The sequence below is a fragment of the Ornithinimicrobium ciconiae genome, assembly GCF_007197575.1.
Taxonomy (GTDB): Bacteria; Actinomycetota; Actinomycetes; order Actinomycetales; family Dermatophilaceae; genus Ornithinicoccus; species Ornithinicoccus ciconiae.
In genome coordinates this window covers 1,526,733-1,551,621 of record NZ_CP041616.1, presented here as the reverse complement: position 1 = coordinate 1,551,621, position 24,889 = coordinate 1,526,733, and the positions used below count along the sequence as shown (strand labels likewise).

Genomic DNA, 24,889 nt, shown 5'->3' with positions numbered 1-24,889 from the left:
GGCACCTCCGGCCGATAGCGCTCGGACGGCCCCCGTAGGCGGCGTGTCAGCCTCAAACGATTGGTGCTTCCGTGCCCACCACGCGAGCTCTGGGGTGGGAGGGGACTGCTGCACGGGTAGGTGACAGGTTGGGTCAGGCCGCCTGAGGGGCGGCTGTGGCCATGGTGGCTTCGTACTCGATGGGCGTCAACCGGCCGAGTCGGTCCTGGCGACGGCGCCGGTGGTAGGTGCGCTCGAGCCAGGTCACGATGCTGATGCGCAGGTCCTGGCGGGTGGCCCATCGGCGGCGGTCCAGGACGTTCTTCTGCAGGAGGGCGAAGAAGGACTCCATCGCGGCGTTGTCGGCGCTCGTGCCGACCTGGCCCATGGATCCGACCAGGTGGTGGCGACGCAGCGCGGCCAGGTACTTCCGCGACCGGAACTGGCTGCCGCGGTCGGAGTGGACGATGCAGCCGGCAACGTCCATGCCGTGCGCGGCACGGGTCGCCACGGCGTTGTCCAGGGCCTGCACCGCCAGGCGCGACTTCATCCGGGCGTCGATGGAGTATCCGACGATGCGGCCCGACCAGACGTCCTTGACCGCGCACAGGTAGAGCTTGCCCTCACCGGTGCCGTGCTCGGTGATGTCGGTCAACCACAGCTGGTTCGGGCCGGCCGCGGTGAAGTCCCGCTCGACAAGGTCCTCGTGCGCGGGTGGCCCCGGCTTCCTGCCGTTCTTGCCTCGCTTCTTGCCGAAGACGCTCCACCAGCCGTTCTCCGAGCAGATCCGCCACGCGGTCCGGTCGCACATGCCCTCCCCGACGTCGCGGGCCTCGTCGGCCAGCAGCCGGTGCCCGAACTCCGGGTCGTCGCGGTGGGCGTCGAACAGGGCGTTGGCGCGGTGGGCCGCCGCCAGCTCGGCGTCGGTGACCGGTCCCTTCAGCCAGCGGTAGTACGGCTGGCGAGCGATCTTCAGCACCCGGCACGTCACCGTGACGGGGATCCCGTCGACGGCCAGCTCTCGGACGAGCGGGTACATCATTTTGGGGAGATGTTCGCCTGGGACAGGTACGCCGCGGCGCGGCGCAGGACCTCGTTCTCCTGCTCCAGCAGCCGGATGCGCCGTTTGGCCTCCCGCAGCTCGGCCAGCTCCTCACGGTCCGGACCCGGCCTGATCCCGGCGTCGCGGTCGGCTTGGGTCATCCAGTTCGTCAGACACGACTCGGAGATCCCGAAGTCCTTGGCCACCTGCTTGATCGTCACCCCCTCCTCGCGTTGTCGGGCGACCCGGACAACATCGTCACGGAACTCCTGGGGATACGGCTTGGGCATGGTGCACATCCTTCCCTGCAGCGCCTCACAGCACCACAGACTCGGTGTCACCTACCCGTGCAGCAGTCCCGAGCGATCCACCTCGATTGATGAGTTCGCAACCGCTGGCGTCCCAGCACTCGTCAGCCCTCAGGCCAGCATGCTCATCGGCGAGCCACGAGCGTCCTACCGCCCACTATGGGCTACCGGGACTCGGCGACATTCAGCCGCCTGGAGGCGTGGCGGCAGAGGGTCGTGACATTGCTGTCATGCTTGATATGTGCTCTTGTTAGTTGGCATGATCATGCACTAGTGAGGATGGGTTATCCACCGTTGGTGGAGCGTCGGCCCGCTGGGTGTACTACACCGTCCGACCCGAGGCCTGTAGCAGGTCTGGCGCTTCGTGTGCCCTTCCGTCTCCGACGCAGACGCCTGCTGCTGGCGGACCACACTCGGGTCGGCGGTGCAGGTCTGGGGTGACTAGGTCAGGGCTCGTTGCACGGCCTGCCTTGCCCACTGGCCGACCCCGATGAGGGTGGCCGAGGCCAGGCCGCACCAGTCGCCGTAGCCGACGAACCCGAGGGTCGGACGATTCGCCGCGACCGGCCCGTCCGTGCGAGGCAGTCCGTCGTCGCGGTGCAGCCTCAAGGGTGTCAGGTGGCTGAGCTGGGGGCGGAAGCCGGTGCACCAAATGACGGCGTCCACGGGGCGGGTGGTGCCGTCGGGCCAGGTGACGCCCTGAGGAGTGAACCGCTCGAACATCGGCACCCGGTGCAGGAGTCCGGCATCGCGAGCGGTGCGCACGGGGGGCACCGCCACGATGTCCCCTAGGCCGCCGACGCCCTGGCCCTGCCCGCGCGCCCTAAGGCTAGCGACCCGGAACAGTTCGCGGCCGTCCACCTCGTCGGGCAGGAACCGCGGCGGTTCGGTGGTGCACCACGTGACCTCCGCCTGCCCGCTCAGGTCGGCGGCGACCTGGGCGCCGGAGTTGCCGCCACCGACGACGATCACCCGTCGCCCTGTGTAGGGCTCCCCGGATCTGTACTGCGCGGAGTGAAGTTGTTCGCCCGAGAACGTGGCGGCACCTGGATACGTCGGGATGAAGGGCCGCGACCACGTGCCTGTGGCGTTGAAGACAACGTCGGCGTGCCAAGTGCCTTCCGAGGTGGTCACGCGGTAGCCGGCCCCCTGCGCCGCGACCTCGGAGACGTTCACCCCGCGCCGAACCGGCACGGCGTACCGCTGCTCGTACTGGGTGAGGTAGTCGACGACGTGCTCGGCGTCGGGATAGCCGCCGGTCGGTGGCATCTGCCAGCCTGGCAGCGAGGAGTACGCGGCCGGTGAGAACAGTCTCAGCGACTCCCAGGTATGGAGCCAGGCACCGCCGGGGCGGTCCTGATCATCGAGAACGACGTGTTCGACTCCTGCGCGGCGCAGGAAGTACGCGGTCGCCAGACCTGCCTGTCCGCCGCCGACCACGAGGGCCTGCGATGTGAGGGTGCGGGTCGTCATACCCGCGGTCGTAGGGCCAGCTCGTCGGCGAGGGCCGAGACACGGGCCGCGATGTCGTCGCGCACGAGCCGCATGCGTTCCATATCGTGGATGCCGCGGTGCGACGGCTCGTCGGTGACCCAGCGCCGCACCGGTGTGGTTCCGGGGTCCAGTTGGACCTCCGGGCCGAGTAGCACGACGAGGTCTGCTGCGGCCAGCATCTGAGGGTCGACCAGCTTGGGGTGCTCGCCGGTCGGAGCGGCGCCTACCTCCTCCAGAGCGGCCACCGATTCCTGGTTCAGTGCACTGCTCGGACGTGTACCTGCGGAGACCACACGCACAGCGTCTCCATAGCCGTGGCGCATCAGAGCGGCGGCCATCTGCGACTTGCCAGCGTTCTTGATGCAAACGAACAGGACTGTTGGGGTATCAGTCACGGTGAACCTTTCGGGTGAGGACGGCTGGGCGGATAGGTGGCCGGTATGAGCGTGCGGCTCGCGTACTAGTGCAGTAACGACCGCTTCGCCCTCAGGCATTTGCAGGGTGATGGTTCCGTCTGCCCGACGGACGCTGTCCATGCACGGCATCGTGACATACATCGTCGCTGGGTCTCCGAACGGTGTATTGCCGTCCGGGACGGTTGCGGATGCCGGGTGCGAAGAGCAACGAGACAGGTCATATTGACAGATGTCTATTGGTTGGCGATGATGTTTGTTGAAACACGCCTATGGATCCCGCTGTTCATGAGTCGGAGTTTCGGGTCCCCACGTCGTGCGTGCGCGGCCGCTTTCCACCTCAGGAGGATGTTGATGTCCGTCGGCGACCAGGCAGTCCGATCCACTCGAGCTGAGATCTCGCAGCACGTGGTGCAGGGGGTGGTGGAGGATCTCGCATACGCCCTGGACGGTACGTTCGCACGGGAGGAGGTCGAGGCCGCTGTGCGCACCGCCTTCAGTGAGCTCACCGCCGTCTCAACGGTAAGAACCTACGTGCCGGTGCTCGCGGCCCGGCTTGCCAAGGAGCGGCTGACCGCTGGAGCGCAGGCCGACGGTCGGGTCGTCAAGACGGTCCCCGAACTGCTCTTCGTCTGTGTCCACAACGCTGGGCGTTCCCAGATGGCTGCTGCTCTTGCGGCCCACTTGGCTCCGAGCCGAGTTCATGTGCGCTCGGCTGGGTCGCGCCCCACCGGTGAGCTCAACCCGCAGGTCGTGGAAGCTCTCGCCGAGCGCGGCGTCAGTCTGACCGAGGCCTATCCCAAGCCGCTGTCCATGGACGTGGTGCGCGCAGCTGACGTGGTGATCACCATGGGGTGTGGTGATGCCTGTCCCGTGTTGCCCGGGAAGCGGTATGAGGATTGGGACGTGGCCGACCCCGACGGTCAGCCGTTGTCGGTGGTGCGCGACATCCGCGATGATGTTCAGCGGCGGGTTACTGCCCTTCTGCGTGACCTTGACCTGTGAGTAGTCCCGATCGCCGAGAGGAACTGTCGTGAGCGAGAAGCCCACCGTCCTGTTTGTCTGCGTGCACAATGCCGGCCGCTCCCAAATGGCCGCCGGCTACCTGCAGCACCTGGCCGCCGGGCAGGTGGAGGTTCTCTCCGCCGGTTCCGAGCCGGCGGATCAAGTGAATCCCGCGGCCGTGGCGGCCATGGCCGAGGACGGCATCGACATCGCCGCTGAGCAACCCAAGGTGCTGACCGACGGGGCTGTCCGCTCTTCCGACGTCGTGATCACGATGGGGTGCGGGGACACCTGCCCGATCTATCCGGGCACGCGTTACGAGGACTGGGTCTTGGAGGACCCGGCAGGGCAGGGGATCGACGGTGTGCGCCCGATCCGGGATGAAATTAAGCAGCGAGTCAGCGACCTGATCCGATCGCTCGACGTTCAGATCGCCGCTGGCTGAGCCGAGCGACCGGTTCGTCGAGGCTCCCGTCTGCGACTCTGAGGCTCAGCAGCCGTTGTCGTGGTCTCTGCGTTCGGGTAGCGCCAGGAACCTGCGCACCCTGTCCAGCGCCTCGGGTAGGACCGTGTAGTGCACCCACCGACCGCGCCGGTCCCGCTCGACTAGCCCCGCATCGTGTAGCTTGCGCATGTGGAACGACAGGGTGGGCTGTGTGATCCCCAGCGCGGCCGGAAGGTGGCAGGCGCAGGTGGTTCCGGAGGCTGACTCGGCGAGGTACTGCAGCAGGCGGACCCTGGTCGGGTCGGCGAGGGCCTTGAAGACGTTTGCCAGGTCTTCGGCCGGCTCTCTGGGCAGCATCTCGCAGTCCGTGCCCGCGCAGCACTCCTCGGGACCTGCGTGGGTCTGGGTCGCGCGTTCGGTGACCTGGGGCATCATCACGCCAGGCTACGCCTCATATCGAGGAGCGTCCATGCGCGTTCTTCCGAGGAGGTTCTTCCACGTCCGCCGCTCGGAGTGGGTGGATGGACGCGTTGGCTTGCTGGTGGAGGCGCCTGATGACATGTCGCGCGTCGCGACCGACACCGCGTAGCGTGGCCGAGCCGAAGCTGCGCTGCCACTCGAGTCCGACGAAGCCGAGACCGGGGACGGTCGTGGACCAGCCGGCCTGGTGGAGCGGGTTGCCGTTCCGGTCGAGGGCGCCCAGGGGCTTGAGGTATTCCACCGCAGGTCGGTAGCCAGTGGCCAGGATGAGCGTGTCGATTTCTTCGGTGATGCCGTCGCCCCAGGTGACGGTCCGCCCGTCGATGGCTGTGAATAGGTCGCGACGGTCGGGCTCACCGACCTCGAGGGCCGTAGTGTCCCGGATCGGACACGGGAGCGGTCGGTATGCCGTGTAGGTGTGGGCCGAGCGGGAGTCGGTCCAGGCCGGTGCGCACGAACCACCAGTGCAGATCCCGGCCGAGCAGGTTCGGGTTGGCGAAGGTGATCGGCCGCCGGGTCGCGAGCGTGACTCGAGCGTGCTGGGCCAGCTCGTGAGCGACGTGGACGGCGGTGTTGCCCCCGCCGACGATGACGACCCGCTGATCCGCGAAGGAACCCACGGGTGCGGTCCCGGCCTCGAGCAGGACCGCGGACCGTCCAGCCCGGGCCAGGTGGTGGGCGGTCGCTAGTCCTGCCTGCCCGCCGCCGACGATGAGGGTGTCGATGTTCATGGGTGTCTCTGATCAGGGTCGAGTGCTCTTCGGGTAGGTGAGCAGGCTGAGGCCGACGGCGACCGCGTTGAGGGCCGACAGGGCGAGGAAGGCGGCTGAGTAGCTGCCTAGCAGCGCGGCCAGTTGCGCACCGACCCAGGGCGCGAGGGCGATCGCGATGGTGATCGGTGCGGTGAGCACGGCGGTGAGCTGCCCGTAGTGGCCGGTGCCCCACCGGTCAGTGATCGCGGTGGCCTGGATCAGGGTGAACAAGCCCCTGCCGGCCCCGGCTAGGAGCACCACTGCCACGATGGGGAGCAGTGCCTGCACGAACCCGAGCATCGCGGTGGTGGCGGCCAGAACGGCGATCACCAGGGCGGTGCTCGTCATGGCCGACAGTCGCCGGTTGAGGGCGGCGAATCCGAGTCGACCGACGACTTGGCCCACCCCGCCCAGACCGAGGACCACACCGGCCGTGGTGAGGTTGATGCCACGCTCGGCCAGCAGTGGCACGAGGGTGACGACCACCGCGAAGGCAGAGAGTGCCGTGAGGCTCAGCGCAGCAGCGAGTGCGATGAAGGGTCCACTGACGACAATTCGGCGGGGCATGGACCTGCCCGCGGGGCCGTGCTGGCTAGGTAGCCACGGTCCGCGCAGTCCCCACAGGTGGGCCGGCACGGTGACCACGGCCAGGATCAGGGCAAGGACGAGGAACGTCTGCCTCCACCCGACCGACGCAGACAGTGCCGCTGTCAATGGGGCGAACACGGTGCTGGCCAGGCCGCCAGCGATCGTGAGGATCGTGAGGGCGCGGACCCGACCGTGAGCACCGTGCCATCGGGTGATGGCCGCGAACGCCGGGGGATAGAGCACCATCGACATGGCGACACCCGCCAGCAGCCAAGCCAGCACGAACCAGGTGAGTCCAGGGGCCCAGGCGAGTAGGACGACCGCCGACACTGCCAGCACCGAACCGCCACTCATCACCCAACGCGGACCACGACGATCCAGGTGGCGCCCGACCCAGATGCCCAGGAGTGCCGCAGTGAGCTGTCCGAGAGTGAAGGCGCCGGTGATGTGCTCAGGGCTCCATCCGGTGTCACCACTGATGACGGGGGCCAGAAGCGGGAAGGCATAGAACAGCACGCCCCAGCTGGTCACCTGCGTCAGGCACAGTGTGGCACTCACCCGGCGTAGAGCGGAGACGCCCAGGGCGGCCTGGTCCCTCGTCCCTGTCGTCACGGCCTGGCCTGGCTCAGTGGGCACCTGGTCGTGAGAGTTCCACCAGTTGCGGCTCGGCCGAGCCGCAGCACCCTGCTGAGGTTTCCGGCTCATCAAACAACCCGGAACCACCGCAGACCCCGGTCTCGGGGAGCACCAGCTCGACACGGGCTGCGGCCTCAGCGTCACCGGCGACTGCCGCGACGATGCTGCGGACCTGCTCGAAACCGGTGAGCGCGAGGAACGAGGTGGCGCGACCGTAGGACTTCATCCCGGCGAGGTACAACCCCGACTCCGGTTGAGCCAGCTCCTTGGCGCCATGAGGATAGACAGTCCCGCATTAGTGCACGTTCGGGTCGATCAAGGGCGCGAGTCGTCGAGGTGCCTGCAGGGCAGGGTCGAGGTCGACCCGAACTTCGGAGAGGTAGGACAGGTCCGGTCGGAACCCGGTAGCGACGACGATCTCGTCGACGTCCTCAACCACCTGGCCGTCCAAGGCCTCCACCGCCAGCTGACCAGAGGGCTGAGTGCGGACGGCGACGGTGCGGAAAGTCGTGCGCCGGTCCACGGCCGGTGACTCGACCACCTGTCGCGCGTGGAGGCCCAGGGCGCCGCGCTCGACCAGCTGGTCGTTGTCTCCACCGCCGAAGGAGGCACCCGTGCGGCGGACCAGCCACGTCACTCTCGTCGTCGGGTGCTCGGCCACGAGCTTCCCGAGGGAGACGAGGGCGCCCTGCGCCGACGCCCCGGTTCCTGCCACGACGACGTGCCGGCCGGCCTACCATGCCCGGGTCGTGGCCACGGACAGGTCGGGGATGCCGTTGGCGATCCGGTCAGCGTGCTCGACCTCCCCCGCTGCGGGGTAGCCGTCGGCCCCCAGCGGATTTGGCCGACCCCACGTGCCGGAGGCATCGATGACAGCACCCGCGATCAGCCGGACCGGCCCGGCGGCCGTCTGGGCATGCACGATGAAGGGATCCGCGTCGCGTCCCGCCTCCATCGTCACGTCACGACCGGTTCGAGCGACTCCGCTGACCCGGTATGACGTCGATCGTGCAGCACGTGCGGGCCGAAGACCTGCCAGCGGAGACCGCCGGCACGTATGCCGAGTGGTTCGCCACCCTGGCTGACTCCACCAGGGTGCGCCTGTTGCATACCGTGGCCACGGCGCCCAGCGGTTCGGTTCGGGTCGGGGACCTCGCCGCGCAGCTGGAGATCAGCCAGTCAACCTGTTCCCACCACGTCCGCAAGCTAGCCGAGGTCGGGTTTCTGATCGTGGACCGAGTGGGCACCACCAGCCTCGTCTCGATCAACCAGACCTGCTGCGTCGGCCTGCCACACGCGGCCGACGTCGTGATGGGAACGCTTCAGAACGCGCCGTGCTGTCCGAGTGACCTGCCTGATGACGTCACCGTCCGAGCCGTCGAGGAGCGCGACATGTCGGCGGTGCTCGACATCTACGCCGAAGGGATTGCCACCGGAGACGCCACGTTCGAGAGAGAGGTCCCCGCGGCCCAGGCGCTGCAGCGCCGCTGGCTGCCGAACCTTGCGTGGGTAGCCGAGTGTGACGCTGCTGTCGTCGGCTGGGCCGCGCTGAGCCCTGCGTCCGAGCGCAAGTGCTATGCCGGGGTTGCCGAATCCACCGTGTATGTCACCACCTCAGCCCGCGGCGCGGGCGTCGGCAAGGCGCTCCTGTGGCGCCAGGTGAACGAAGCAGACGGTGCTGGCCTGTGGACGTTGCAGGCCACGATCTTCCCGGAGAACCGTGCCAGCCTGGCCCTGCACCACGCCGCCGGCTACCGAACCCTGGCGATCCGCCACCGCATCGCACGACTCGACGGCATCTGGCGCGACACGGTCCTGCTGGAGCGCCGCTCCGAGGTCAACTGACGCACTCAAAGGTCACTCCCGCCGCCCATGCGGCGGGTGAGGGGTGGCAGTTCGCCCACGCGCCGATCGGTGACGAACGTTCAACCGCATCCGACGGGCCGACGTCCCCGCGGGAGCCGCGGTGTTCGGTGATATCCCAGGGCTTGTTGTGAACTCGACATCCCACCGCGCGCATGGGCACTCCCGATTTCCGCCATGATGCTCCCTGTGGGAATGCATAGATAGCCACCTATGGGATAGTCGTACGTACCTCACTCGTCACCTTCCGTTCATATAGGGAGACTTCTATGGGTCTGCTGGTTGTACGACCAGCGGCGTCGGGCTCTTGCTCGCCGCTCCCGTGATCGAAAGGAACGGCACATGTCTGTGCGACGCATGACCCTGGCACGCGTGTCCGTGGCGGCACTGGCGACAATTTCCCTTGCGGCCTGTGGCAGCGACGATGGTGACACCGGGACCGAAGACCCACCGGCGGCTGCTGAGGAGGGCGGCGAGTCCGAGGGCGACGAGCTGTCCGGTGACATCGCGGTCGACGGGTCCTCGACCGTGACCCCGCTGACCGAGGCCGCGGCCGAGCTGTTCATGAACGAGAACCCGGACGTTCGTATTGCTGTGGGCACCTCCGGCACCGGTGGTGGCTTCGACAAGTTCTGCAACGGCGAGACTGACGTCTCGATGGCCTCCCGGGAGGTCAAGCAGGAGGAGATTGACCTTTGTGCCGCCAACGGGGTGGAGTTCGAGGAGCTCGGCGTGGCCAACGACGGACTGGCCATTGTCGTCAACCCGGCGAACGACTGGGTGACCTGCATGACCGTTGAGGAGATCAACGCAGCGTGGAAGGACGGGTCCACCGCCACGACATGGGCTGACATCAACCCCGACTACCCGGACGAGGCGCTCGAGCTCTACGGCCCGGGCACCGATTCCGGCACGTTCGACTACTTCACCGAGGCCATCAATGGTGAGGAGGGGAACATCACCCAGAACTACAACGACATCGGCGAGGACGACAACGCAGCCGTCATCGGTGTGTCCGGGAGCACCGGCGCGATGGCCTTCATCCCGCTGTCCTATGTCACGGCGGCCGGTGACCAGGTCAAGGCCATCGAGGTCGAGAACGAGGCCGGCGAGTGTGTCGCGCCGTCCGAGGAGACCGTGCAGGCCGGGGACTACAACCCGCTGGGTCGCCAGCTGTTCATTTACCCCTCGGCTGAGGCCCTGGAGAAGCCCGAGGTCCTGGCCTTTGTCGAGTTCCACGTGGAGAACTCCGGCCCGGCGGCTGAGGCCGCCGGGTTCATCGGCCTGACCGAGGAGCAGACCCAGGAGGCGCTCGACAAGGTTGCCAGCCTCACCGGTGGTCGCTGACCGCTGACCGCAATCCCTGCAGACCAGGACCGAGGAGGTCGCCGTGAGCTCTGCCACGCACACCCAGTCCCCGCCCGGCGGGGACCGGCAGGAGCCCGTCAGCCTGAGCGCCAGCTCGCGGCGCTACGGGGAGAAGGCCATCGTCGGGTGGCTCTTCCTCTGCGCGGCCTTCTCGGTCCTGGTCACAGCCGGGATCGTCGTGTCCCTGCTGACCCCGACCATCGAGTTCTTCAACCGGGTCTCACCCGCCAACTTCTTCTCCACCGAGGCATGGGCACCTTTCAACGCGGGCAACCCCGGCTACGGTGTTTATCGACTCGTCGTCGGCACCCTGAACGTGACCCTGTGGGCTCTCGTGATCGCGATCCCGGCCGGGCTCGGCGCCGCGATCTACCTCAGCGAGTACGCGAGCCGACGTGCCCGCAAGGTGCTCAAGCCCATCCTGGAAGTGCTGGAAGGCGTCCCCACGGTCGCCTACGGTGTGTTCGCACTCACCTTCGTCACCCCGCTGCTCCGTGACTACTGGCCCACCTTCCTGCCCGGCCAGCTCGGTGAGCCGCCCGGAGTCTTCTCCGCAGCGTCGGCCGGCATCGTCATGGGCGTCATGATCATCCCGACGGTGGCTTCCATTTCGCAGGACGCCATGTCTGCCGTCCCGTCGGGTCTTCGGCAAGCCGCCTACGGCCTGGGGAGCACCAGGATGCAGGTCGCTACCAAGGTGGTGGTTCCGGCCGCTCTGTCGGGCATCGTGGCCAGTTTCATCCTGGGCGTGTCCCGCGCCATCGGTGAAACCATGATCGTCCTGCTCGCGGCTGGGGCGGCCGCCAGCCTGTCGTTGTGGCCCAATGACTCGGTCCTGACGATGACCACGTTCATCGCGCGAACCTCAACCGGCGATATCGGGCACGGCACGACCACGTACTACACGATCTTCGCGGTCGGTGCCTTGCTCTTCGCCATGACCTTCATCATGAACATGATCAGCATTGCACTGGTCCGTCGCTTCCGGGAGACCTACGAATGAACAGCGTGACCCGAACCGCAACGGCAAGCGCACGCCGGACCACCCAGCTGAACCTGGAGAACGGAGCCCGCCGAGGGAAATGGAAGGGAGAGGTCTTCCGGGCACTGCTCATCCTCTGCCTGGTGGTCGCGTTCGTCACCCTCGTCGCGGTGATCATCCAAGCGGCAGTCAAGGGGTGGCCGCGGCTGGACTGGAACCTCATCAGGCAGATGCCCTCGACTCTGGACCGTGAGAGCTCGGGCATGCAGTCCGCGCTCTTCGGCACGATCTACCTCATGATCGGCCTGGTCCTCACAGTGGTCCCGATCGGCGTCTCCGCGGCGATCTACATGGAGGAGTTCGCCGACCAGTCCAAGTGGTGGGTCCGCTTCATCGACCTCAACATCCAGAACCTCGCGGCGGTCCCCTCGATCGTCTTCGGCATACTCGGCCTCGCGCTCATCGTACGCGGCCCGCTGAGCTTGGGGACGGTGGTATACGCCGGGTCCCTCACGCTGGCCATGCTCGTGCTGCCGACCATCATCTTGGCCTCCCGTGAGGCGATCCGCTCGGTGCCGGTCACCCTGCGCAACGGCTCGCTGGGGCTGGGCGCGACGAAGTGGCAGACCATCTGGCACCAGGTGCTGCCCTCGGCGGTACCCGGCATGGTCACCGGAACGATCCTGGCGCTGTCCCGGGCCATCGGCGAGACCGCACCGCTGCTGCTCGTCGGGGCGACGGTGTTCGTCACCTATAACCCGGACGGGTTCTTCGACGGTGCCTACACCGCCCTCCCTGTACAGATCTACCAGTGGGCGAGTCGCCCACAGGAGGAGTTCCGCATCCTGGCCTCCGCCGGAGTCATCGTGCTCCTGGCGGTGCTGCTGGCGATGAACTCCATCGCTATCTGGATCCGCAACAAGTTCACCCGCGACCTGTGATGACTAGCAACACTCCCAAGGAGCACCCAGTGAGTAATGCCACGGCCACCGCCGAAACCAAGAGGCCCACGGTCCGCAACCCGGGTGAGGATCTCCCGAACCAGCCGCTGCCCGTCATGGAGACGCGGGCGCTCAACGTCTTCTACGGCGACTTCCATGCCGTGCACGACGTCGACCTCAAGTTCGGCCGCCACGAGATCACCGCCCTCATCGGCCCGTCCGGTTGCGGCAAGTCGACCGTGCTGCGTTGCCTGAACCGGATGAACGACCTGGTGCCCAGTGCGCGGGTCGAGGGCACGGTGCTCTATCACGACATCGACGTCTACGGCCCCAAGGTCGACCCGATCGAGGTTCGACGACACATCGGCATGGTCTTCCAGAAGGCCAACCCCTTCCCCAAGTCCATCTACGACAACGTCGCCTACGGGCCACGGGTGATCGGCATGAAGGTTGACAGCATGGACGACCACGTGGAGCAGTGCCTGCGGTCGGCAGCGTTGTGGGACGAGGTCAAGGACAAGCTGAAGGAGTCCGGCTACAGCCTCTCCGGTGGGCAGCAGCAGCGCCTGTGCATCGCGCGCGCCATCGCCACCAAGCCCGACATTATCCTGATGGACGAGCCGTGCTCAGCGCTTGACCCGATCGCTACGAGCGCCATCGAGGACCTGATGCTCAACCTGCGGGAGGAGTACACGATCATCATCGTCACCCACAACATGCAGCAGGCGGCCCGGGTGTCGGATCGCACGGCGTTCTTCACGGCCCGTCCGGATGAGACGACCGGGAACCGGACCGGGCTGCTCGTCGAGTTCGACAAAACCTCCAAAATCTTTGGGACCCCGTCGGACAAGCGCACCGAGGACTACATAAGCGGCCGTTTCGGGTGATAAACCACGCGAGACCGTCGCTGAGGTCCTGGCCGCCGCGCGTCGTGGTGATCCAGTCCCCGTCGCTGCCGGCCGGCTCGATTACCGGTGATCAGGCGTCCCTGTCGCTGGACTACATCGCCGACCCTGTTACTGCACTACTCGCGCTCGACCACCTCGTGCCCGATGCCCTGGTGGTGCCCACCGATGTCGTCGGAGTCTCAACGGCAGCTTTGGTAAGCGGGGTGCGTCAGTGGTCCGGGGTGCCGGTAGTGGTCGCTCTCGGGCAAGATGTCACGGCCATCACCGTGGCCGCTGAGGCGGTCGCCGCGGGGTGTCACGGCCTGCTGAGTGTCCCCCTGACGACCACGGAGATCGCGGCGCGGATACGCGATGTCTTAGGGGTGCAGGTGCACAGCCGCGCTCGGGGGGTGCTGGCCGTCCCGGGACTCCAGGTCGACCTCGACGCCATGCGGGTGCTCGCCCCCGGGGGGCGGGAGGTCACCTTGTCCTCCCTGCAGTTCGCCTGTCTGGTGCGCCTGCTCCGGGCTGCTCCGGCGTTCCTGTCCACCGCGGAGCTGGCCGACGAGCTTGGCCTGCTGGGCGCGAACGCGGACGAGCGAACGCGCCGGGTCGTGCACCGGCTGCGCAGACGCCTCATCGAGTCCGGTTGCACAGCCGACCTTCTGGAGAACGTCAGGGGTCAGGGATACCGCGTGGCCGCGTAGTGACCTCCCCGATCCCCAGCTCGGCGAGCAGGTGATCCACCCGACCGCGGATCTCCTCGGCGATCTCCCGGACCGCTTCTAGCGGCTGACCGCCAGGGTCAGGGACGTCCCAGTCGAAGTATCTTCTACCCGGGATGACGGGGCAGGCATCACCGCATCCCATGGTCACGATGATGTCGGCTGTCCGCACCAGATCCTCGGTCAGGACCCGCGGGCCGTGGCGCGGCAGCTCCAGGCCGGCCTCCCCTAGGTAGGTCAGCACAGTCGGATGGACGACGACGGCTGGTGTCGACCCCGCCGATTGCACAGTGATCAGGTCTCCAGCCAGGTGCTCCGCCCAGGCCATCGCCATTTGCGACCGGCCGGCATTGTGCACGCAGACGAACAGGATCGAGGGCACCGGATGAAGCACGATGCCGCGTGCCGCGGCGACACCGGCGAGCCGTTCGGTGGCCAATCGGTTGGTGAGCATGGGGATGTGGCGGCTCACCTTCGACCGGGAGGACAGCTCGTCATAGCTCTCCGCAACGTAGCGATGCACCGTGTTACGCGAGAAGGTGGTCCGGAAGCGCTGTGCCAACTGGTCGGCGATCCGCCTGACCACCGCTGGGTATCCGCTCCAGTCGGTCTCGCGGGCCATCGGGAACCCCTGCGGAAGTCCCCCGGGGCCAGTCGACTTGGGGGCAATAATGGCGCGGAAATGCTGCCAGGAGTCCACGGTGAGGGTCACGACCTCATCTAGGAGCGCGACCAACCCGCTGTCGACCAGGACCTCGAGCTGCACCTCCAGGTCCGAAGGCGTCAGATGCAGCTGGGCCGCCAGGTCTGACTTGCTGAGTGCGTGGTCTGGCTCCTGGGCCAGGAAGGAGAGCGCGAGCAGCCGCACTGGCTCCGTCAGGGCTTGGAGCTGGGCCGCGCGCCGGCGCAGCACCTCGCTGGGCCCCGGTGAACCAGTGCCCGGAGGCGTTTCTCGTGTCATCTACGTCACGAGGTCGGTGACCGTGTCGATCAGGTCAGGGTGAATCGAGTACCAAACTTCCCGGCCGATGGGCTCGCGCTCCACGACCCCGGACTCGAGCATCAGATGTAGGTGCTGAGAGACGGTCGGCTGCCGCAGCCCCACGGCATCCGTCAGGGTACGCACCGTTGCCCGACCATCTGCAGCGCCCAGGATGCCGCTGAGCAACTGGAGTCGGGTGGCGTTGGCCAGGACCCGCAGAGATCGGGCCACCAAAGCAGCGTGCTCCCGCTGCAGTCCCCTCGGGGCTTCGTTGGGCGCTGAGGGCTCGGGTTTCCGCTGGGCACTCATAGCCATAGCCTATCGCCTATCTTTGAACCGCCTCCGCCGTCGACCTGCCCTTGTCGACCTCTGTGACGCGGGGTCGAGGCGCCGGTCACGGGCCGAGGATGGTGAGCCAGAGAGCCAGGGCAAGCAGCGTCACGGCGAGGACGGGGATGGTCAGGACGATCCCGACCTTGAAGTAGGTGCCCCACCCGATGTGCATGCCCTTGCGGTCTAGTACCGACAGCCACAGCAAGGTCGCTAGGGAGCCGATCGGTGTGATCTTGGGGCCGAGGTCGGCACCGATCACGGCGGCGTAGGCCATCATCTGTCCCGTCAGCCCGGTGGCGCCGGAGGCCTCAATGCCAAGGGCGGCGATCAGGGTCGTCGGCATATTGTTCATGACCGAGGACATCCCTGCCACGAGGAACCCGGTGCCCGTCGCGGTGGCCAGATCTCCGTGCTGGGCAAGGTTCGCGAGTAGCTGGCCCAGATGGTCGGTCAGACCTTCGCTCCGGAGGCCGTACACGACGAGATACATGCCCAGGCTGAACACCACGATCTGCCACGGCGCAGACTTCACCACCGACCACACTGCAATCTGGGGCTGAGCAGCAGGGATTACCGTCGTCCTGGCAGGATCTGCCCCTACGGTCAGCGGAGCGCCTCCGGTGGCCTGGGCCGCAACCAGACCCTCGTTCACGTCCGTGGCGCGCTCGACGCCGGACAGACGGCGAAAGAGTGCGTGTGGTTGGCGCGCCGCGATGAGGGCGAGGACCAGCGCGCACAGCACGGCGACAGCGGCAACGGGCACTCCGATGGCGTCCGTTGCGAAGTAGCCGCCGAGCAGGACAACCAGGACGACCACGCCAGCGCGGAAGGTCATCGGGTCCGTCACTGCCGCTCTGGGGCGCGGCAAAGCTGACACGTCATACGAGCCTGGGATGGACTTGCGGAAGAAGATCCGCAGCACAGCCAGGCTCGCGGCCAGAGAAACCAGTGCGACGGGCACCATCACTAACGCATAACGCGCAAAGCCGATGTCGAAGAAGTCAGCGACCACGATGTTGACCAGGTTGGAAACGACGAACGGCAAGCTCGCGGTGTCGGCGATAAACCCAGTGGCGATGACGAGGCCAAAAGCGACTTTCGGTTCGAACTTCAACCCCACGATCATCCCGAAAACGATGGGCGTCAGGGTCAGGGCGGCGCCGTCGTTGGCGAAGAGTGCAGCGATTGCTGCACCCAGAACGACGATCAGGTTGAACAGGGCACTGCCGTTACCCCGCGCCCAGCGCGCCACGTGAAGCGCGGCCCACTCAAAGAACCCAGCCTCATCGAGGATCGAGCAGATGATGATGACCGCGACGAAGGTGAGGGTGGCGTTCCACACGATGTCCCACACGACGGGGATGTCTGCGAGATGAACCACCCCGGCAAGCAGAGCAACAACCGCGCCACCCAGGGCGCTCCATCCAATGCCCAGGCCCTTGGGCTGCCAGATCACCAGCACGAGGGTGGCAAGGAAGATGATGACGGCGAGCAGCATCGTCAGTTCCTCCTCGTCGCCGAGGGTGTCGAGAAGACGTGCGTGAGGCTGGTCGCGCTGCGGGAGGCGCTCGACCCCCACCAGGATCCCGCCGTGGGGGGCAGAACGCACCGGGAGGACGGGCACGACGCGTTGCCGGGGCTGCCATAAGGAGTGCTCCAGTTCTTTGAGATGTCGGGGCTTGGGCGTAGCGACGCCCGCCACGCATAGTGGCGGGCGAGAGTGGCTGGTTCAGCCGAGCGAGGCGAGTGCCTACGCTCGCGAGTTTGCTACCGCGCAGCGGTAGCCGCAGCTATCTTGTGCGGGCGCGAGCCGGGCACGGCCGTGCGTGATCCGTTCATGGAGGCCTCTGCGCATGCCGCACAAGAGATCTCTCGGCTGTTGGGTAGCAGCCTCGACGGCGACCCCACTCCGTTCTGTCGGTACCGCTCCGTCTCGCGAACCGAGGCATGCTCCAAACAGACCCCCGCGCCACAGTGCATACACACAGCCACAGCCCTCACCGAGGCCTGACCACCCAACTCATGATCCCAACAGTTCATGGAAAACTCCTTGTATCGACGTGTGTCAATATGACATTACTCGACACGGCGCCACAGGTCAAAGTGGCAGATGATTCCACCAGAACCGTGGTGGCCGTGGCCGCCGACTGCGAACCGCTCGGGGTGATTGCTCCGGGGGATGAGATTCGCGCTGACGCCATCGAGGCCCTGGCCCAGATGCGCGACGCCGGCCTGGATCCGGTGCTGGTCACCGGCGACAACGAACGCGCTGCCCGCCACGTCGCCGCCCAGCTGGGCATCGAAGACGTCCGCGCCGGGGTGTTGCCCGAGGGCAAGCCGACATCGTCCGAGACCTCTAAGCCGACGGGACCCGGGTGGTTATGGGTCGGGGACGGCATCAACGACGCCTCCGCCCTCATGCAGGCCGACGTCGGCATCGCGATCGGGCGGCGGCACCGACATCGCAGTCGAGTCCGCTGACATCATCGTCGCGCGCGAGGACCTGCGCTCGGTCATCACCGCCCGGACAATTAGCCGCTCCAGCTACCGAAGCACCCGCCAGAACGTCGCGTTAGCCTACTTGTTCAACGGCGTCGGCATCCCCTTGGCCACCACCGGGCTGGTGTACCCGGTGTGGGCGATGGTCGCGATGGCCCTATCCGCCACAACCATCTTCATCAACTCCATCGGCGGACGACCCTCCCTGCAATTCCAGGCCATCGGCAGCGTTGGGCGCAGGGGCACTCCCTGTGACGTGCCGACGAGGACCCGGCTCACTCGCAAGGGTCGCAGTGGCCCGATAGACGACCCATTCGAACACCACGAACCACTTGAGCACAGGTAACGACGGGCGAGCGGGACAGCCCCCAAGGTCCTCGCCGCTGCATAGGTATGCAAGTTCTAGCGCCACCGGCAACACACGGATTTGCCGCGGGTCTGTCGTTCCGGAGGTGCGTCATATCGCCGCGTTTCGCCCGCTATGGCCTATCCTCGGGATTCGGGGATCTCGATCATCTGCCGATGTGCGGATGCTGAGCAGCCGGGCCATCGGTGGCCTGAATGCGCCGAGTTGCTGGTGTTCAAGCACCCTGGATGACGATGCGCCCTGGGTGTCGGCCTAGTCCGGGTTCCCGAGCGCTGTTCTAGTCGAAGAGACGCAGGAGCAGGTGGCGGTTCTTCGGTGCCCAGTACAGCTCTCGGAACTGGTCTACGGGTCCGACCGGCCATCTCTGCGCAATGGGCACGACCGCTGGGTCACGGAGTAGGGGGAGGAGTAGATCCGGGATCGCGGCCCAGGCGACTTTAAAGGGTCGGTTCCACAGGTGCACGACCTCCGTTCCTACCGGGGCGGTCAGGCCGAGTGAGTTGTGCATCAGGATCAGCATTTCGTAGGCCGTCATCAGGGCGGCTTCGCGGTCTTGCCAGGACTGCGCGCGGCTGACGTTCTGCAGGACCGGGGTGAGCTCCGGGCCACACCCGAGGCGTGAGAAGGCCGTCCCGAACCACTTCGAGTACGGCGCGTACTGCCGTTCCATCAGGAAGGGGAGCCGCATGAGATCACCGACAAGACGTGCCCCAATCAGTGCGGAGCCCAGTTCATCGCCCGCGGCTCCTGCTCTGCCTACCAGGTTCATCTCCGGGTGGACGCGCCACCAACCGGTGATGAGCAGGTACAGCCAGACGTCGTGGGGGTAGTAGGCCAGACGGTCCCGGGCTGACTGCAGGCCCACCTCGTCGGGGAAGACGACCCCCGCGGTGAACATGCGCAGACCGTGTTCCGGCAGTGTCAGCCAGTCGCGGGGGGCGAGGTCACGGTCGAGGTCCAGCTCCAGCTGTTGCCGGACGTAGCCGCGGACGGTGTGGACCTCGTAGTCGATCGGGCAACCGGCGAAGGTCAGCGGCAGATCCCCTTGCAGCGCCTCCCGGACCTGGGCGCCGCGGCGCGCCTCGTCGTCCTCGGCGAGAAAGATCAGGGCACGGGGCTTCCAGTCGTGGTCGGTCGATATCTCGTCGTCGAATCCGAGCACCTCCGACCCGCGGCCCAGCAGTGCCGCGGAGTGCGGCAGGTTAGGGAACCTGGCGCTCAGGATGGGCTGCACGACTTCCTCGTACAGCCGCCGACTCAAGACGGCCCCCGGAACGAACATGGACATGCCATCGGCCTCCTCAGGGAACTCAGTGTGGACCCATGCACCCCTCCGTGGAAACCTCAGGGGGCCGTTTCTGCGAACCGCGCGAGTTGCTAGTGAAGACCTACTGACCCAGCCACTACTCGGGCCGGCTTGTGAACGCTTGCCGGCCTCCACGGCAAGCGTGTCGGCGAGGTGCGTCATAACGCCGCGATCTGCCCACTATGACGCGCTCGAGGCGCTCGTCTTGGGGCCGATGCTCAGACGCCTGTCCGGATGCCCGTGTCGGCGGGGAGGGACCTTGGGCAATACCCGCGAGTTCGGGACACGTGGGACAGATCGACTAGTTCAGTGGCGGATGTGGGGACGCGCGATCAGGTGATGGGCCAGTCTCAGACCTCCCGGAGTAGGCGCGGGGCTTCCGTTTAAACCCAGGTCGGCGACCCGTCCGTCGATATGGTCTCGGAGCGGGCGGATGGCCTCCACGTCCCAGCCGTCCGGGTTCGGCAGGTCCCAGGTCTCATAAGAGATCCCCTCGATCTGCGGGACGTCCAGGCCGGGCTTCATCGAGATCACGACGGTCGCGTTGCGAACGAGCTCTTCGGTCACTTTGGTCGGAATGTATGCGGAGTCGTCAATGCCGATCTCCGCGAGGCTGGCGATGGTGCCGGCGCTTGCGGTCTCGGCCGGGTCGATGCCTGCGGAGAGCACGACGGCTCGGTCGCCGGCCTGTTCTCGTGCGAGCGCGGCGCCGAGGGCGGAGCGGCCGGCGTTGTGCGTGCAGATGAAGAGCAGGGTCGGCTTGGTCATCGGTTGTCCTTCTGGATGGTGGCGCGTTCGGTGTCGAGCTGGTGTTCCTTGACCCATGCTTGGGTGGCCATCTGGACGGCGTCCCAGGGTGAGCCCAGGGGTGGGGTGTAGGAGAGGTCGAGCTCGGTCATCGCGGAGACGGTCATCTCGTGGAACAGCGCGGTGGCATAGGTGTCGACCCGCTTGGAGATCTCGGCTCCGCGGGTGCCGATGAGCTGTGCGCCGAGCAGTCGGCCGGTGTTCGCGTCGCCGGTGATGCGGATGGAGATCGGCGTCGCGCCCGGGTAGTAGGCCTTGTGGTCGTCGGGGGTGGCCGTGGTGCTGATCGGGGCGAAGCCTGCCGCGAACGCTTCGTGGTCGCGCAAGCCTGTGCGGGCAGCGACGAGGTCGAAGACCTTCACGACCTGGGTGCCGAGGGATCCGGAGTACCTCACCGATCCGCCGAGCGCGTTCTCCCCGGCGACGCGGCCCTGCTTGTGGGCGGTGGTGCCCAGCGGCAGGTACGTGGTGCCGAGCAGGCGGTGATGCGTGACGACACAGTCGCCAGCGGCCCAGACATGCGGGAGCCCAGTGGACATGGTCTCGTCGACGAGCACAGCGCCCCGTGGGCCAGTCTTGGCGCCTGCCTCGACGAGGAGCTCAGTGTCGGGCCGAACTCCCACGACTACGAGGACGAGGTCGACGTCCCAGGCGAGCGTCTCGCCGTCGGTGGTGGCGCCGTCGACGTGCAAACCAGTGGCGGTCTTGCTGATCTTGGTGACGGTGGAGTTGGTGTGGACGTCGACGCCGTTCTTGACGAGCTCGTCGTGAACCAGAGCGCCGAGCTCGACCTCGACGGTGTGGAGGACTTCGGGGAGCATCTCGACCTGGATGACCTCGATCCCGCGCATCGTGAGACCTTCGGCCATCTCCAGGCCGACGTAGCCGGCCCCGACGATGAGCGCCCTCTTGGGCTGGATCCGGTCCAGGGATTCGGTGAGGGCGAAGGTGTCGCCCATCGAGTGCAGCAGGTGCACCCCGTCGACCGCGTCCAGGGAGTCGAGTCCCTCAATGGGCGGGCGGACCGGGACGGCACCGGTGCCAACGATCAGCTCGCCGTACTCCAGGAAGTCGCTGCTGCCATCGGGGTTACGGACCGCGAGGCGTTGCCCACCGACGTCGATCGAGGACGCCCAAGTGTCGAGGCGCAACTTCATCCCGGTGGCTTCGAGATCGGCGTGGGTGCGGTGGGCCAGGTTGCGCCAGTGGGTGACCTCCCCGGAGATGTAATACGGGATCCCGCAGATCGAGAAGTTGGGATAGGCGTCGGCGACGACAACGGTGACCTCGACCGACGGGTCGAGCTCTCGCGCACGCAGAGCAGCGGAGATGCCTGCGTCACTGCCGCCAATGGCGATGAGTCTCATGGTCTCGTCCTTGATGCTCGGAGGTCAGGGGTGTGCGGCGGTCGCAGCGTCGTCGGCACGGGCCGGAGCACGGCAACATCTTGACCTGTTGATATATCCCAGTCAAACTTGAGTCAATGAACTTTGAGTCTGATGGATCTCTTGATCGGCGGGCTGCCATCTATGCCGCGTTGGGCGATCCGGCGCGTCTGCGCATCGTGGACATCCTCACCACCGGGGATGCCGCGCCCTCGGAGCTGGCCGAGGCCCTGGGGATGCCGTCGAATCTCCTGGCGCACCACCTCAAGGTTCTGCGCGAGGTGGGCCTGGTCTCCAGTCACCGATCCCAGGGCGATGGGCGCCGGCAGTACCTGCGCCTGGTCGAGCACACCCTGAGCGTCGCTCCTCAGGCGGCCGTGCCGCCACCGCCGCGGGTGGTGTTCGTGTGTACGGCCAACTCCGCGCGGTCCCATCTGGCTGCCGCCCTGTGGCGACAGGCCAGTGATGTGCCCTCGACCTCGGCGGGCACGCACCCGGCCGCCCGGATCGATCCGGGCGCGATCGAGGTGGCCGGCCGCCGCGGGTTGCCGCTTCCACGCCTGCGACCGCGCGCACTGGCGGACGTGGTCGGCGAGGGCGACCTGGTGATCACGGTGTGCGACCTGGCGCACGAGGAGCTAGGCGTGTCTCACGAGTTGCACTGGTCGATCCCCGATCCAGTGCGGGTCGGCACCGGTGCCGCGTTTGACGCCGCCTATGAGCAGATCGAGAGTCGCGTACTCGCCCTCGCCCCTCGCCTCGCATCCTGATCTGCACCACGAACTGGAGGCTCCACGATGAGCACGAACCCGACCATCTCCCTTGACCAGCAGCTCGCCCTCAAGAGGTCCGCGTCACGACTGGCCGAGGAGTTCTCGACCGCCTTCAACACCGAGACGATCGAGCGGTTTCTGAACTCCTCCTTCGATGAGTTCGCCGACAAGTCAACGATCCCCAACTTCTTGCCGTTGCTGGCCGAGCGGTTCGCCCGCCAGCGCCTTCAGGCGCTGGCGCGGATCGAGGGACATGTCACCGACACCAATCCGGTGGTGCTGTTCCTGTGCGTTCACAACGCCGGCCGCTCACAGATGGCCCTCGGCTTCTTCACCCACCACGCCGCGGACCAGGCGATCGCCTGGTCGGGCGGGTCGGAACCCGGCACCGAGATCAACAAGGTCGCAGTCGCCGCGATGGCCGAGAAGGGCATCGACATCTCCGGGGAGTTCCCCAAACCGTGGACCGACGAGGTCGTCCAGGCCGCCGACGCCGTCATCACCATGGGCTGTGGCGACGCCTGCCCGATCTTCCCCGGCAAGAAGTATGAGGAGTGGGCCCTCGATGATCCGGCCGGGCAGGACATCGCCTCGGTACGACCCATCCGCGACGAGATCGAGCAGCGAGTCCTCAAGCTCTTGGATGAGCTCGGCGTCCCGCAGGCCGCCCGCCGCCAGCCGCTCTGAGAACGCGACCAACCTCGGTGAGTGGGGTACAGAGGCCGTGATCGAAGCGGTGCAGATCGGCGTGTGCCTGCTGACCCCGATCGCTTGTGTGGTCGCGCTGGTCGTCGTATGGCGCGACGACCACAAGTGGCTGTAGGACCCGGGACGGGACCCGCCCCGGGGGGCCGCGTCGTCGGCCGACCTTACCGGTCGAAGTGAGACCCTTTCAACAGTCATCACTGTTGACAGCAGTGATCGCTGATGTTACGTTCGATGTATGGCGACTCGAACCCGCACCACTCCGGCTGACCGAGCCCGACAGATCGCTCCGGTCCTCAAGGCTCTCTCGGATGAGAACCGGCTGATGATCCTGCTCGCGGTCGCGGACCAGGAGTCGACGGTCACCGAGCTGGTCGCGACCACGGGACTCGGACAGACCCTGGTGAGCCATCACCTCAAGAGCCTGCGCGAGAACGGCCTGGTCATCGCGACGCCGGTCGGTCGCTCCAACGTCTACGCCCTGTGCTGCGACGCCGTCGCCGAACCGATCGCCCTGCTGTCCACCCTGGCCGGCACCACCAACTGCCCCACCGACTGAGGAGCCGATCATGCCCATGAATCAAGCGGAAGACATCCGCAGCGCCGTCCAGGAACGGTACGCCGACGCGGCACGCAACGTGTCGTCCTGCTGCGGTCCGGCCGCCTGCTCCGACACTGACCCCTTCGGACAATCCCAGTACGACGACTCCGATCGGACCTCGCTGCCCCACGAGGCCGTCACGGCATCACTGGGCTGCGGAAACCCGACGCTGCTGGCTGCTCTCAAGCCAGGCGACGTGGTGCTGGACCTGGGCTCGGGAGGCGGCATCGACGTGCTGCTCTCCGCACGCCGGGTGGCCCCCGACGGCATGGCCTACGGCCTGGACATGACACCTGAAATGCTCGAACTCGCCAACGCCAACAAGGCCAAGGCCGGGGTCGAGAACGTCGAGTTCCTGCTCGGGACCATCGAGGACATCCCACTCCCCGACGACTCGGTCGACGTGATCATCTCCAACTGCGTGGTCAACCTGTCCGTCGACAAGGGCCAGGTCTTCCGAGAAGCATTCCGGGTCCTACGCCCCGGCGGACGGCTCGCGATCTCCGATGTGGTCTTGTCCCGGCCACTGACCCCGGAACTCACCGCGGTGATGGCGCTGTGGACCGGCTGCATCACCGGCGCTCTCGTCGAGGAGGAGGCCATCAAGCTGATGGAAGCCGCCGGTTTCGAGCAGGTGAGCATCGAACCGACGAACGTCTTCGGGCGCAGTGAGCTTGAAGGACTCGCCTCCGGTCTCAGCTCAGAGGATCTGGCTGGAGTCGGTGACCTCGGATCGCTTGTCGCGGACTTCGACGGCGTGATCCGCAGCGCTTCCCTGCGTGGGACCAAGCCCGGCACACTCGCCACCCGCCCCGCGACCGAATCTCGGGAGATCCACGTGCACAGCGTCCGCGTCTACGAACCGGCACTGTGCTGCAACACCGGAGTCTGTGGTGAGGATGTCGACCAACGGCTCGTCGAGTTCAGCGCCGACCTCAACCACCTGACCGAGCAGGGCGCCGACATCGCTCGACACAACCTGGCCAACGATCCCCTCGCCTTCGCCGCGGATGAGTCGGTCCGCGGTTTCCTCGAAGTCGCTGGTTCCGAGGGGCTACCGCTGACGACCGTCGACGGGGTCACCGTCCTGACCGGCACCTACCCCACCCGGGACCAACTGCTCCGCTACACCGGCCTGACCCAGGCGCCCGTCGTTCCGGCGGGAGCGATCGAGCTCACCGTCGCGGAGAGCACCGGCTGTGGCTCGACGGGTTGCTGCTGAT

General features: G+C 66.8%; 29 protein-coding genes. 13 read left to right on the top strand and 16 right to left on the bottom strand.

Annotated elements, in window-relative coordinates; all coding sequences use genetic code 11:
• Positions 1 to 133: 133 nt before the first annotated feature.
• The 3 genes from FNH13_RS07190 to FNH13_RS07180 form a co-directional block, all read right to left on the bottom strand.
• Positions 134 to 1,311 (bottom strand): IS3 family transposase gene (locus FNH13_RS07190; RefSeq protein ID WP_228266482.1). Its coding sequence is split into 2 segments (ribosomal slippage): positions 134 to 1,036 and positions 1,039 to 1,311, totalling 1,176 coding nucleotides; the frame shifts between segments, so codons are not numbered across the junction.
• A 459-nt stretch (positions 1,312 to 1,770) separates the two neighbouring features.
• Positions 1,771 to 2,802 (bottom strand): ArsO family NAD(P)H-dependent flavin-containing monooxygenase, encoded by a 1,032-nt coding sequence (locus FNH13_RS07185; protein ID WP_143782829.1) that lies wholly within the window; start codon positions 2,800 to 2,802, stop codon positions 1,771 to 1,773.
• The gene (locus FNH13_RS07180) at positions 2,799 to 3,218 is read right to left on the bottom strand and encodes an arsenate-mycothiol transferase ArsC (protein WP_228266638.1); all 420 of its coding nucleotides are present in this window, start codon (positions 3,216 to 3,218) and stop codon (positions 2,799 to 2,801) included. The genes FNH13_RS07185 and FNH13_RS07180 overlap by 4 nt, the downstream gene beginning before the upstream one ends.
• 438 nt (positions 3,219 to 3,656) lie before the next feature.
• Here FNH13_RS07180 and FNH13_RS07175 point away from each other — a divergent pair, with 438 nt between their 5' ends.
• Entirely contained in the window at positions 3,657 to 4,241 is a 585-nt protein-coding gene (locus FNH13_RS07175; RefSeq protein WP_228266637.1) for an arsenate-mycothiol transferase ArsC, read from the top strand.
• Between the two features lie 28 nt (positions 4,242 to 4,269).
• Positions 4,270 to 4,686 carry an arsenate reductase ArsC gene (locus FNH13_RS07170; RefSeq protein WP_143782827.1) on the top strand — a complete coding sequence of 139 codons (417 nt, stop codon included), beginning with the start codon at positions 4,270 to 4,272 and terminating at the stop codon, positions 4,684 to 4,686.
• 45 nt (positions 4,687 to 4,731) lie between these two features.
• Here FNH13_RS07170 and FNH13_RS07165 read toward each other — a convergent pair whose 3' ends face one another.
• The 6 genes from FNH13_RS07165 to FNH13_RS07145 all read right to left on the bottom strand — a co-directional run bounded on the left by FNH13_RS07165 (position 4,732) and on the right by FNH13_RS07145 (position 8,103).
• Complete coding sequence (locus FNH13_RS07165; RefSeq protein ID WP_228266636.1) at positions 4,732 to 5,121, bottom strand: ArsR/SmtB family transcription factor; 390 nt, start codon at positions 5,119 to 5,121, stop codon at positions 4,732 to 4,734.
• Positions 5,122 to 5,519: 398 nt separating this feature from the next.
• Complete coding sequence (locus tag FNH13_RS19250; protein ID WP_202878889.1) at positions 5,520 to 5,897, bottom strand: FAD-dependent oxidoreductase; 378 nt, start codon at positions 5,895 to 5,897, stop codon at positions 5,520 to 5,522.
• A gap of 12 nt (positions 5,898 to 5,909) precedes the next feature.
• The gene (locus FNH13_RS07155) at positions 5,910 to 7,064 is read right to left on the bottom strand and encodes an MFS transporter (protein ID WP_202878888.1); all 1,155 of its coding nucleotides are present in this window, start codon (positions 7,062 to 7,064) and stop codon (positions 5,910 to 5,912) included.
• Between the two features lie 67 nt (positions 7,065 to 7,131).
• Positions 7,132 to 7,368: a hypothetical protein gene (locus tag FNH13_RS19245; RefSeq protein ID WP_202878887.1), complete on the bottom strand. Its 237-nt coding sequence runs from the start codon at positions 7,366 to 7,368 to the stop codon at positions 7,132 to 7,134.
• A 69-nt stretch (positions 7,369 to 7,437) separates the two neighbouring features.
• Positions 7,438 to 7,857 (bottom strand): hypothetical protein, encoded by a 420-nt coding sequence (locus tag FNH13_RS19240; protein WP_202878886.1) that lies wholly within the window; start codon positions 7,855 to 7,857, stop codon positions 7,438 to 7,440.
• 18 nt (positions 7,858 to 7,875) lie between these two features.
• Positions 7,876 to 8,103, bottom strand: coding sequence for a hypothetical protein (locus tag FNH13_RS07145; protein WP_143782826.1), 228 nt, complete (start codon positions 8,101 to 8,103; stop codon positions 7,876 to 7,878).
• A 35-nt stretch (positions 8,104 to 8,138) separates the two neighbouring features.
• On the opposite strand from FNH13_RS07145, the gene FNH13_RS07140 reads away from it, so the two are divergent.
• The 6 genes from FNH13_RS07140 to FNH13_RS07115 all read left to right on the top strand — a co-directional run bounded on the left by FNH13_RS07140 (position 8,139) and on the right by FNH13_RS07115 (position 13,890).
• Complete coding sequence (locus tag FNH13_RS07140) at positions 8,139 to 8,987, top strand: helix-turn-helix domain-containing GNAT family N-acetyltransferase (protein ID WP_143782825.1); 849 nt, start codon at positions 8,139 to 8,141, stop codon at positions 8,985 to 8,987.
• A 360-nt stretch (positions 8,988 to 9,347) separates the two neighbouring features.
• Positions 9,348 to 10,352, top strand: coding sequence for a PstS family phosphate ABC transporter substrate-binding protein (locus FNH13_RS07135; RefSeq protein WP_143782824.1), 1,005 nt, complete (start codon positions 9,348 to 9,350; stop codon positions 10,350 to 10,352).
• A 43-nt stretch (positions 10,353 to 10,395) separates the two neighbouring features.
• On the top strand, positions 10,396 to 11,376 hold the full coding sequence (gene pstC, locus FNH13_RS07130) for a phosphate ABC transporter permease subunit PstC (RefSeq protein ID WP_143782823.1): 981 nt from the start codon (positions 10,396 to 10,398) through the stop codon (positions 11,374 to 11,376).
• A gap of 5 nt (positions 11,377 to 11,381) precedes the next feature.
• Complete coding sequence (gene pstA, locus FNH13_RS07125; RefSeq protein ID WP_202878885.1) at positions 11,382 to 12,296, top strand: phosphate ABC transporter permease PstA; 915 nt, start codon at positions 11,382 to 11,384, stop codon at positions 12,294 to 12,296.
• Positions 12,297 to 12,412: 116 nt separating this feature from the next.
• Positions 12,413 to 13,183, top strand: a complete 771-nt coding sequence (gene pstB / locus FNH13_RS07120; protein ID WP_202878945.1) for a phosphate ABC transporter ATP-binding protein PstB — start codon at positions 12,413 to 12,415, stop codon at positions 13,181 to 13,183.
• 44 nt (positions 13,184 to 13,227) lie between these two features.
• Positions 13,228 to 13,890, top strand: a complete 663-nt coding sequence (locus FNH13_RS07115) for a winged helix-turn-helix domain-containing protein (RefSeq protein ID WP_143782820.1) — start codon at positions 13,228 to 13,230, stop codon at positions 13,888 to 13,890.
• Here the strand turns inward: FNH13_RS07115 and FNH13_RS07110 are convergent.
• From FNH13_RS07110 to FNH13_RS07095, 4 genes are all read right to left on the bottom strand, one after another.
• Positions 13,859 to 14,869 carry an arsenate reductase/protein-tyrosine-phosphatase family protein gene (locus FNH13_RS07110; protein ID WP_143782819.1) on the bottom strand — a complete coding sequence of 337 codons (1,011 nt, stop codon included), beginning with the start codon at positions 14,867 to 14,869 and terminating at the stop codon, positions 13,859 to 13,861. The two genes, FNH13_RS07115 and FNH13_RS07110, sit on opposite strands and share 32 nt — an antisense overlap.
• Positions 14,870 to 15,199: an ArsR/SmtB family transcription factor gene (locus tag FNH13_RS07105; protein ID WP_165700046.1), complete on the bottom strand. Its 330-nt coding sequence runs from the start codon at positions 15,197 to 15,199 to the stop codon at positions 14,870 to 14,872.
• Positions 15,200 to 15,284: 85 nt separating this feature from the next.
• On the bottom strand, positions 15,285 to 16,832 hold the full coding sequence (locus FNH13_RS07100; protein WP_321169225.1) for an arsenic transporter: 1,548 nt from the start codon (positions 16,830 to 16,832) through the stop codon (positions 15,285 to 15,287).
• Positions 16,833 to 16,990: 158 nt separating this feature from the next.
• Entirely contained in the window at positions 16,991 to 17,263 is a 273-nt protein-coding gene (locus FNH13_RS07095) for a DUF2180 family protein (RefSeq protein WP_143782817.1), read from the bottom strand.
• Between FNH13_RS07095 and FNH13_RS19235 the strand changes: the two genes are divergently transcribed.
• Positions 17,171 to 17,704 carry an HAD-IC family P-type ATPase gene (locus FNH13_RS19235; protein WP_321169224.1) on the top strand — a complete coding sequence of 178 codons (534 nt, stop codon included), beginning with the start codon at positions 17,171 to 17,173 and terminating at the stop codon, positions 17,702 to 17,704. The two genes, FNH13_RS07095 and FNH13_RS19235, sit on opposite strands and share 93 nt — an antisense overlap.
• A gap of 662 nt (positions 17,705 to 18,366) precedes the next feature.
• On the opposite strand, the gene FNH13_RS07085 is transcribed toward FNH13_RS19235, so the two are convergent.
• The 3 genes from FNH13_RS07085 to FNH13_RS07075 form a co-directional block, all read right to left on the bottom strand.
• Positions 18,367 to 19,377, bottom strand: a complete 1,011-nt coding sequence (locus FNH13_RS07085; RefSeq protein ID WP_143782816.1) for a DUF4037 domain-containing protein — start codon at positions 19,375 to 19,377, stop codon at positions 18,367 to 18,369.
• 324 nt (positions 19,378 to 19,701) lie between these two features.
• Entirely contained in the window at positions 19,702 to 20,163 is a 462-nt protein-coding gene (locus tag FNH13_RS07080) for an arsenate-mycothiol transferase ArsC (protein ID WP_143782815.1), read from the bottom strand.
• Complete coding sequence (locus FNH13_RS07075) at positions 20,160 to 21,569, bottom strand: FAD-dependent oxidoreductase (protein WP_143782814.1); 1,410 nt, start codon at positions 21,567 to 21,569, stop codon at positions 20,160 to 20,162. The genes FNH13_RS07080 and FNH13_RS07075 overlap by 4 nt, the downstream gene beginning before the upstream one ends.
• A 116-nt stretch (positions 21,570 to 21,685) precedes the next feature.
• Between FNH13_RS07075 and FNH13_RS07070 the strand changes: the two genes are divergently transcribed.
• The 4 genes from FNH13_RS07070 to arsD all read left to right on the top strand — a co-directional run bounded on the left by FNH13_RS07070 (position 21,686) and on the right by arsD (position 24,888).
• Positions 21,686 to 22,357, top strand: coding sequence for a metalloregulator ArsR/SmtB family transcription factor (locus FNH13_RS07070; RefSeq protein ID WP_143782813.1), 672 nt, complete (start codon positions 21,686 to 21,688; stop codon positions 22,355 to 22,357).
• 27 nt (positions 22,358 to 22,384) lie between these two features.
• Positions 22,385 to 23,047, top strand: coding sequence for an arsenate reductase ArsC (locus FNH13_RS07065; protein WP_143782812.1), 663 nt, complete (start codon positions 22,385 to 22,387; stop codon positions 23,045 to 23,047).
• A 256-nt stretch (positions 23,048 to 23,303) separates the two neighbouring features.
• Positions 23,304 to 23,624, top strand: coding sequence for an ArsR/SmtB family transcription factor (locus FNH13_RS07060; RefSeq protein WP_143782811.1), 321 nt, complete (start codon positions 23,304 to 23,306; stop codon positions 23,622 to 23,624).
• 16 nt (positions 23,625 to 23,640) lie between these two features.
• A complete protein-coding gene (gene arsD / locus FNH13_RS19495; protein WP_143782810.1) occupies positions 23,641 to 24,888 on the top strand; it encodes an arsenite efflux transporter metallochaperone ArsD in 1,248 nt (415 codons plus the stop codon).
• The last annotated feature ends 1 nt before the right edge of the window (position 24,889 follow it).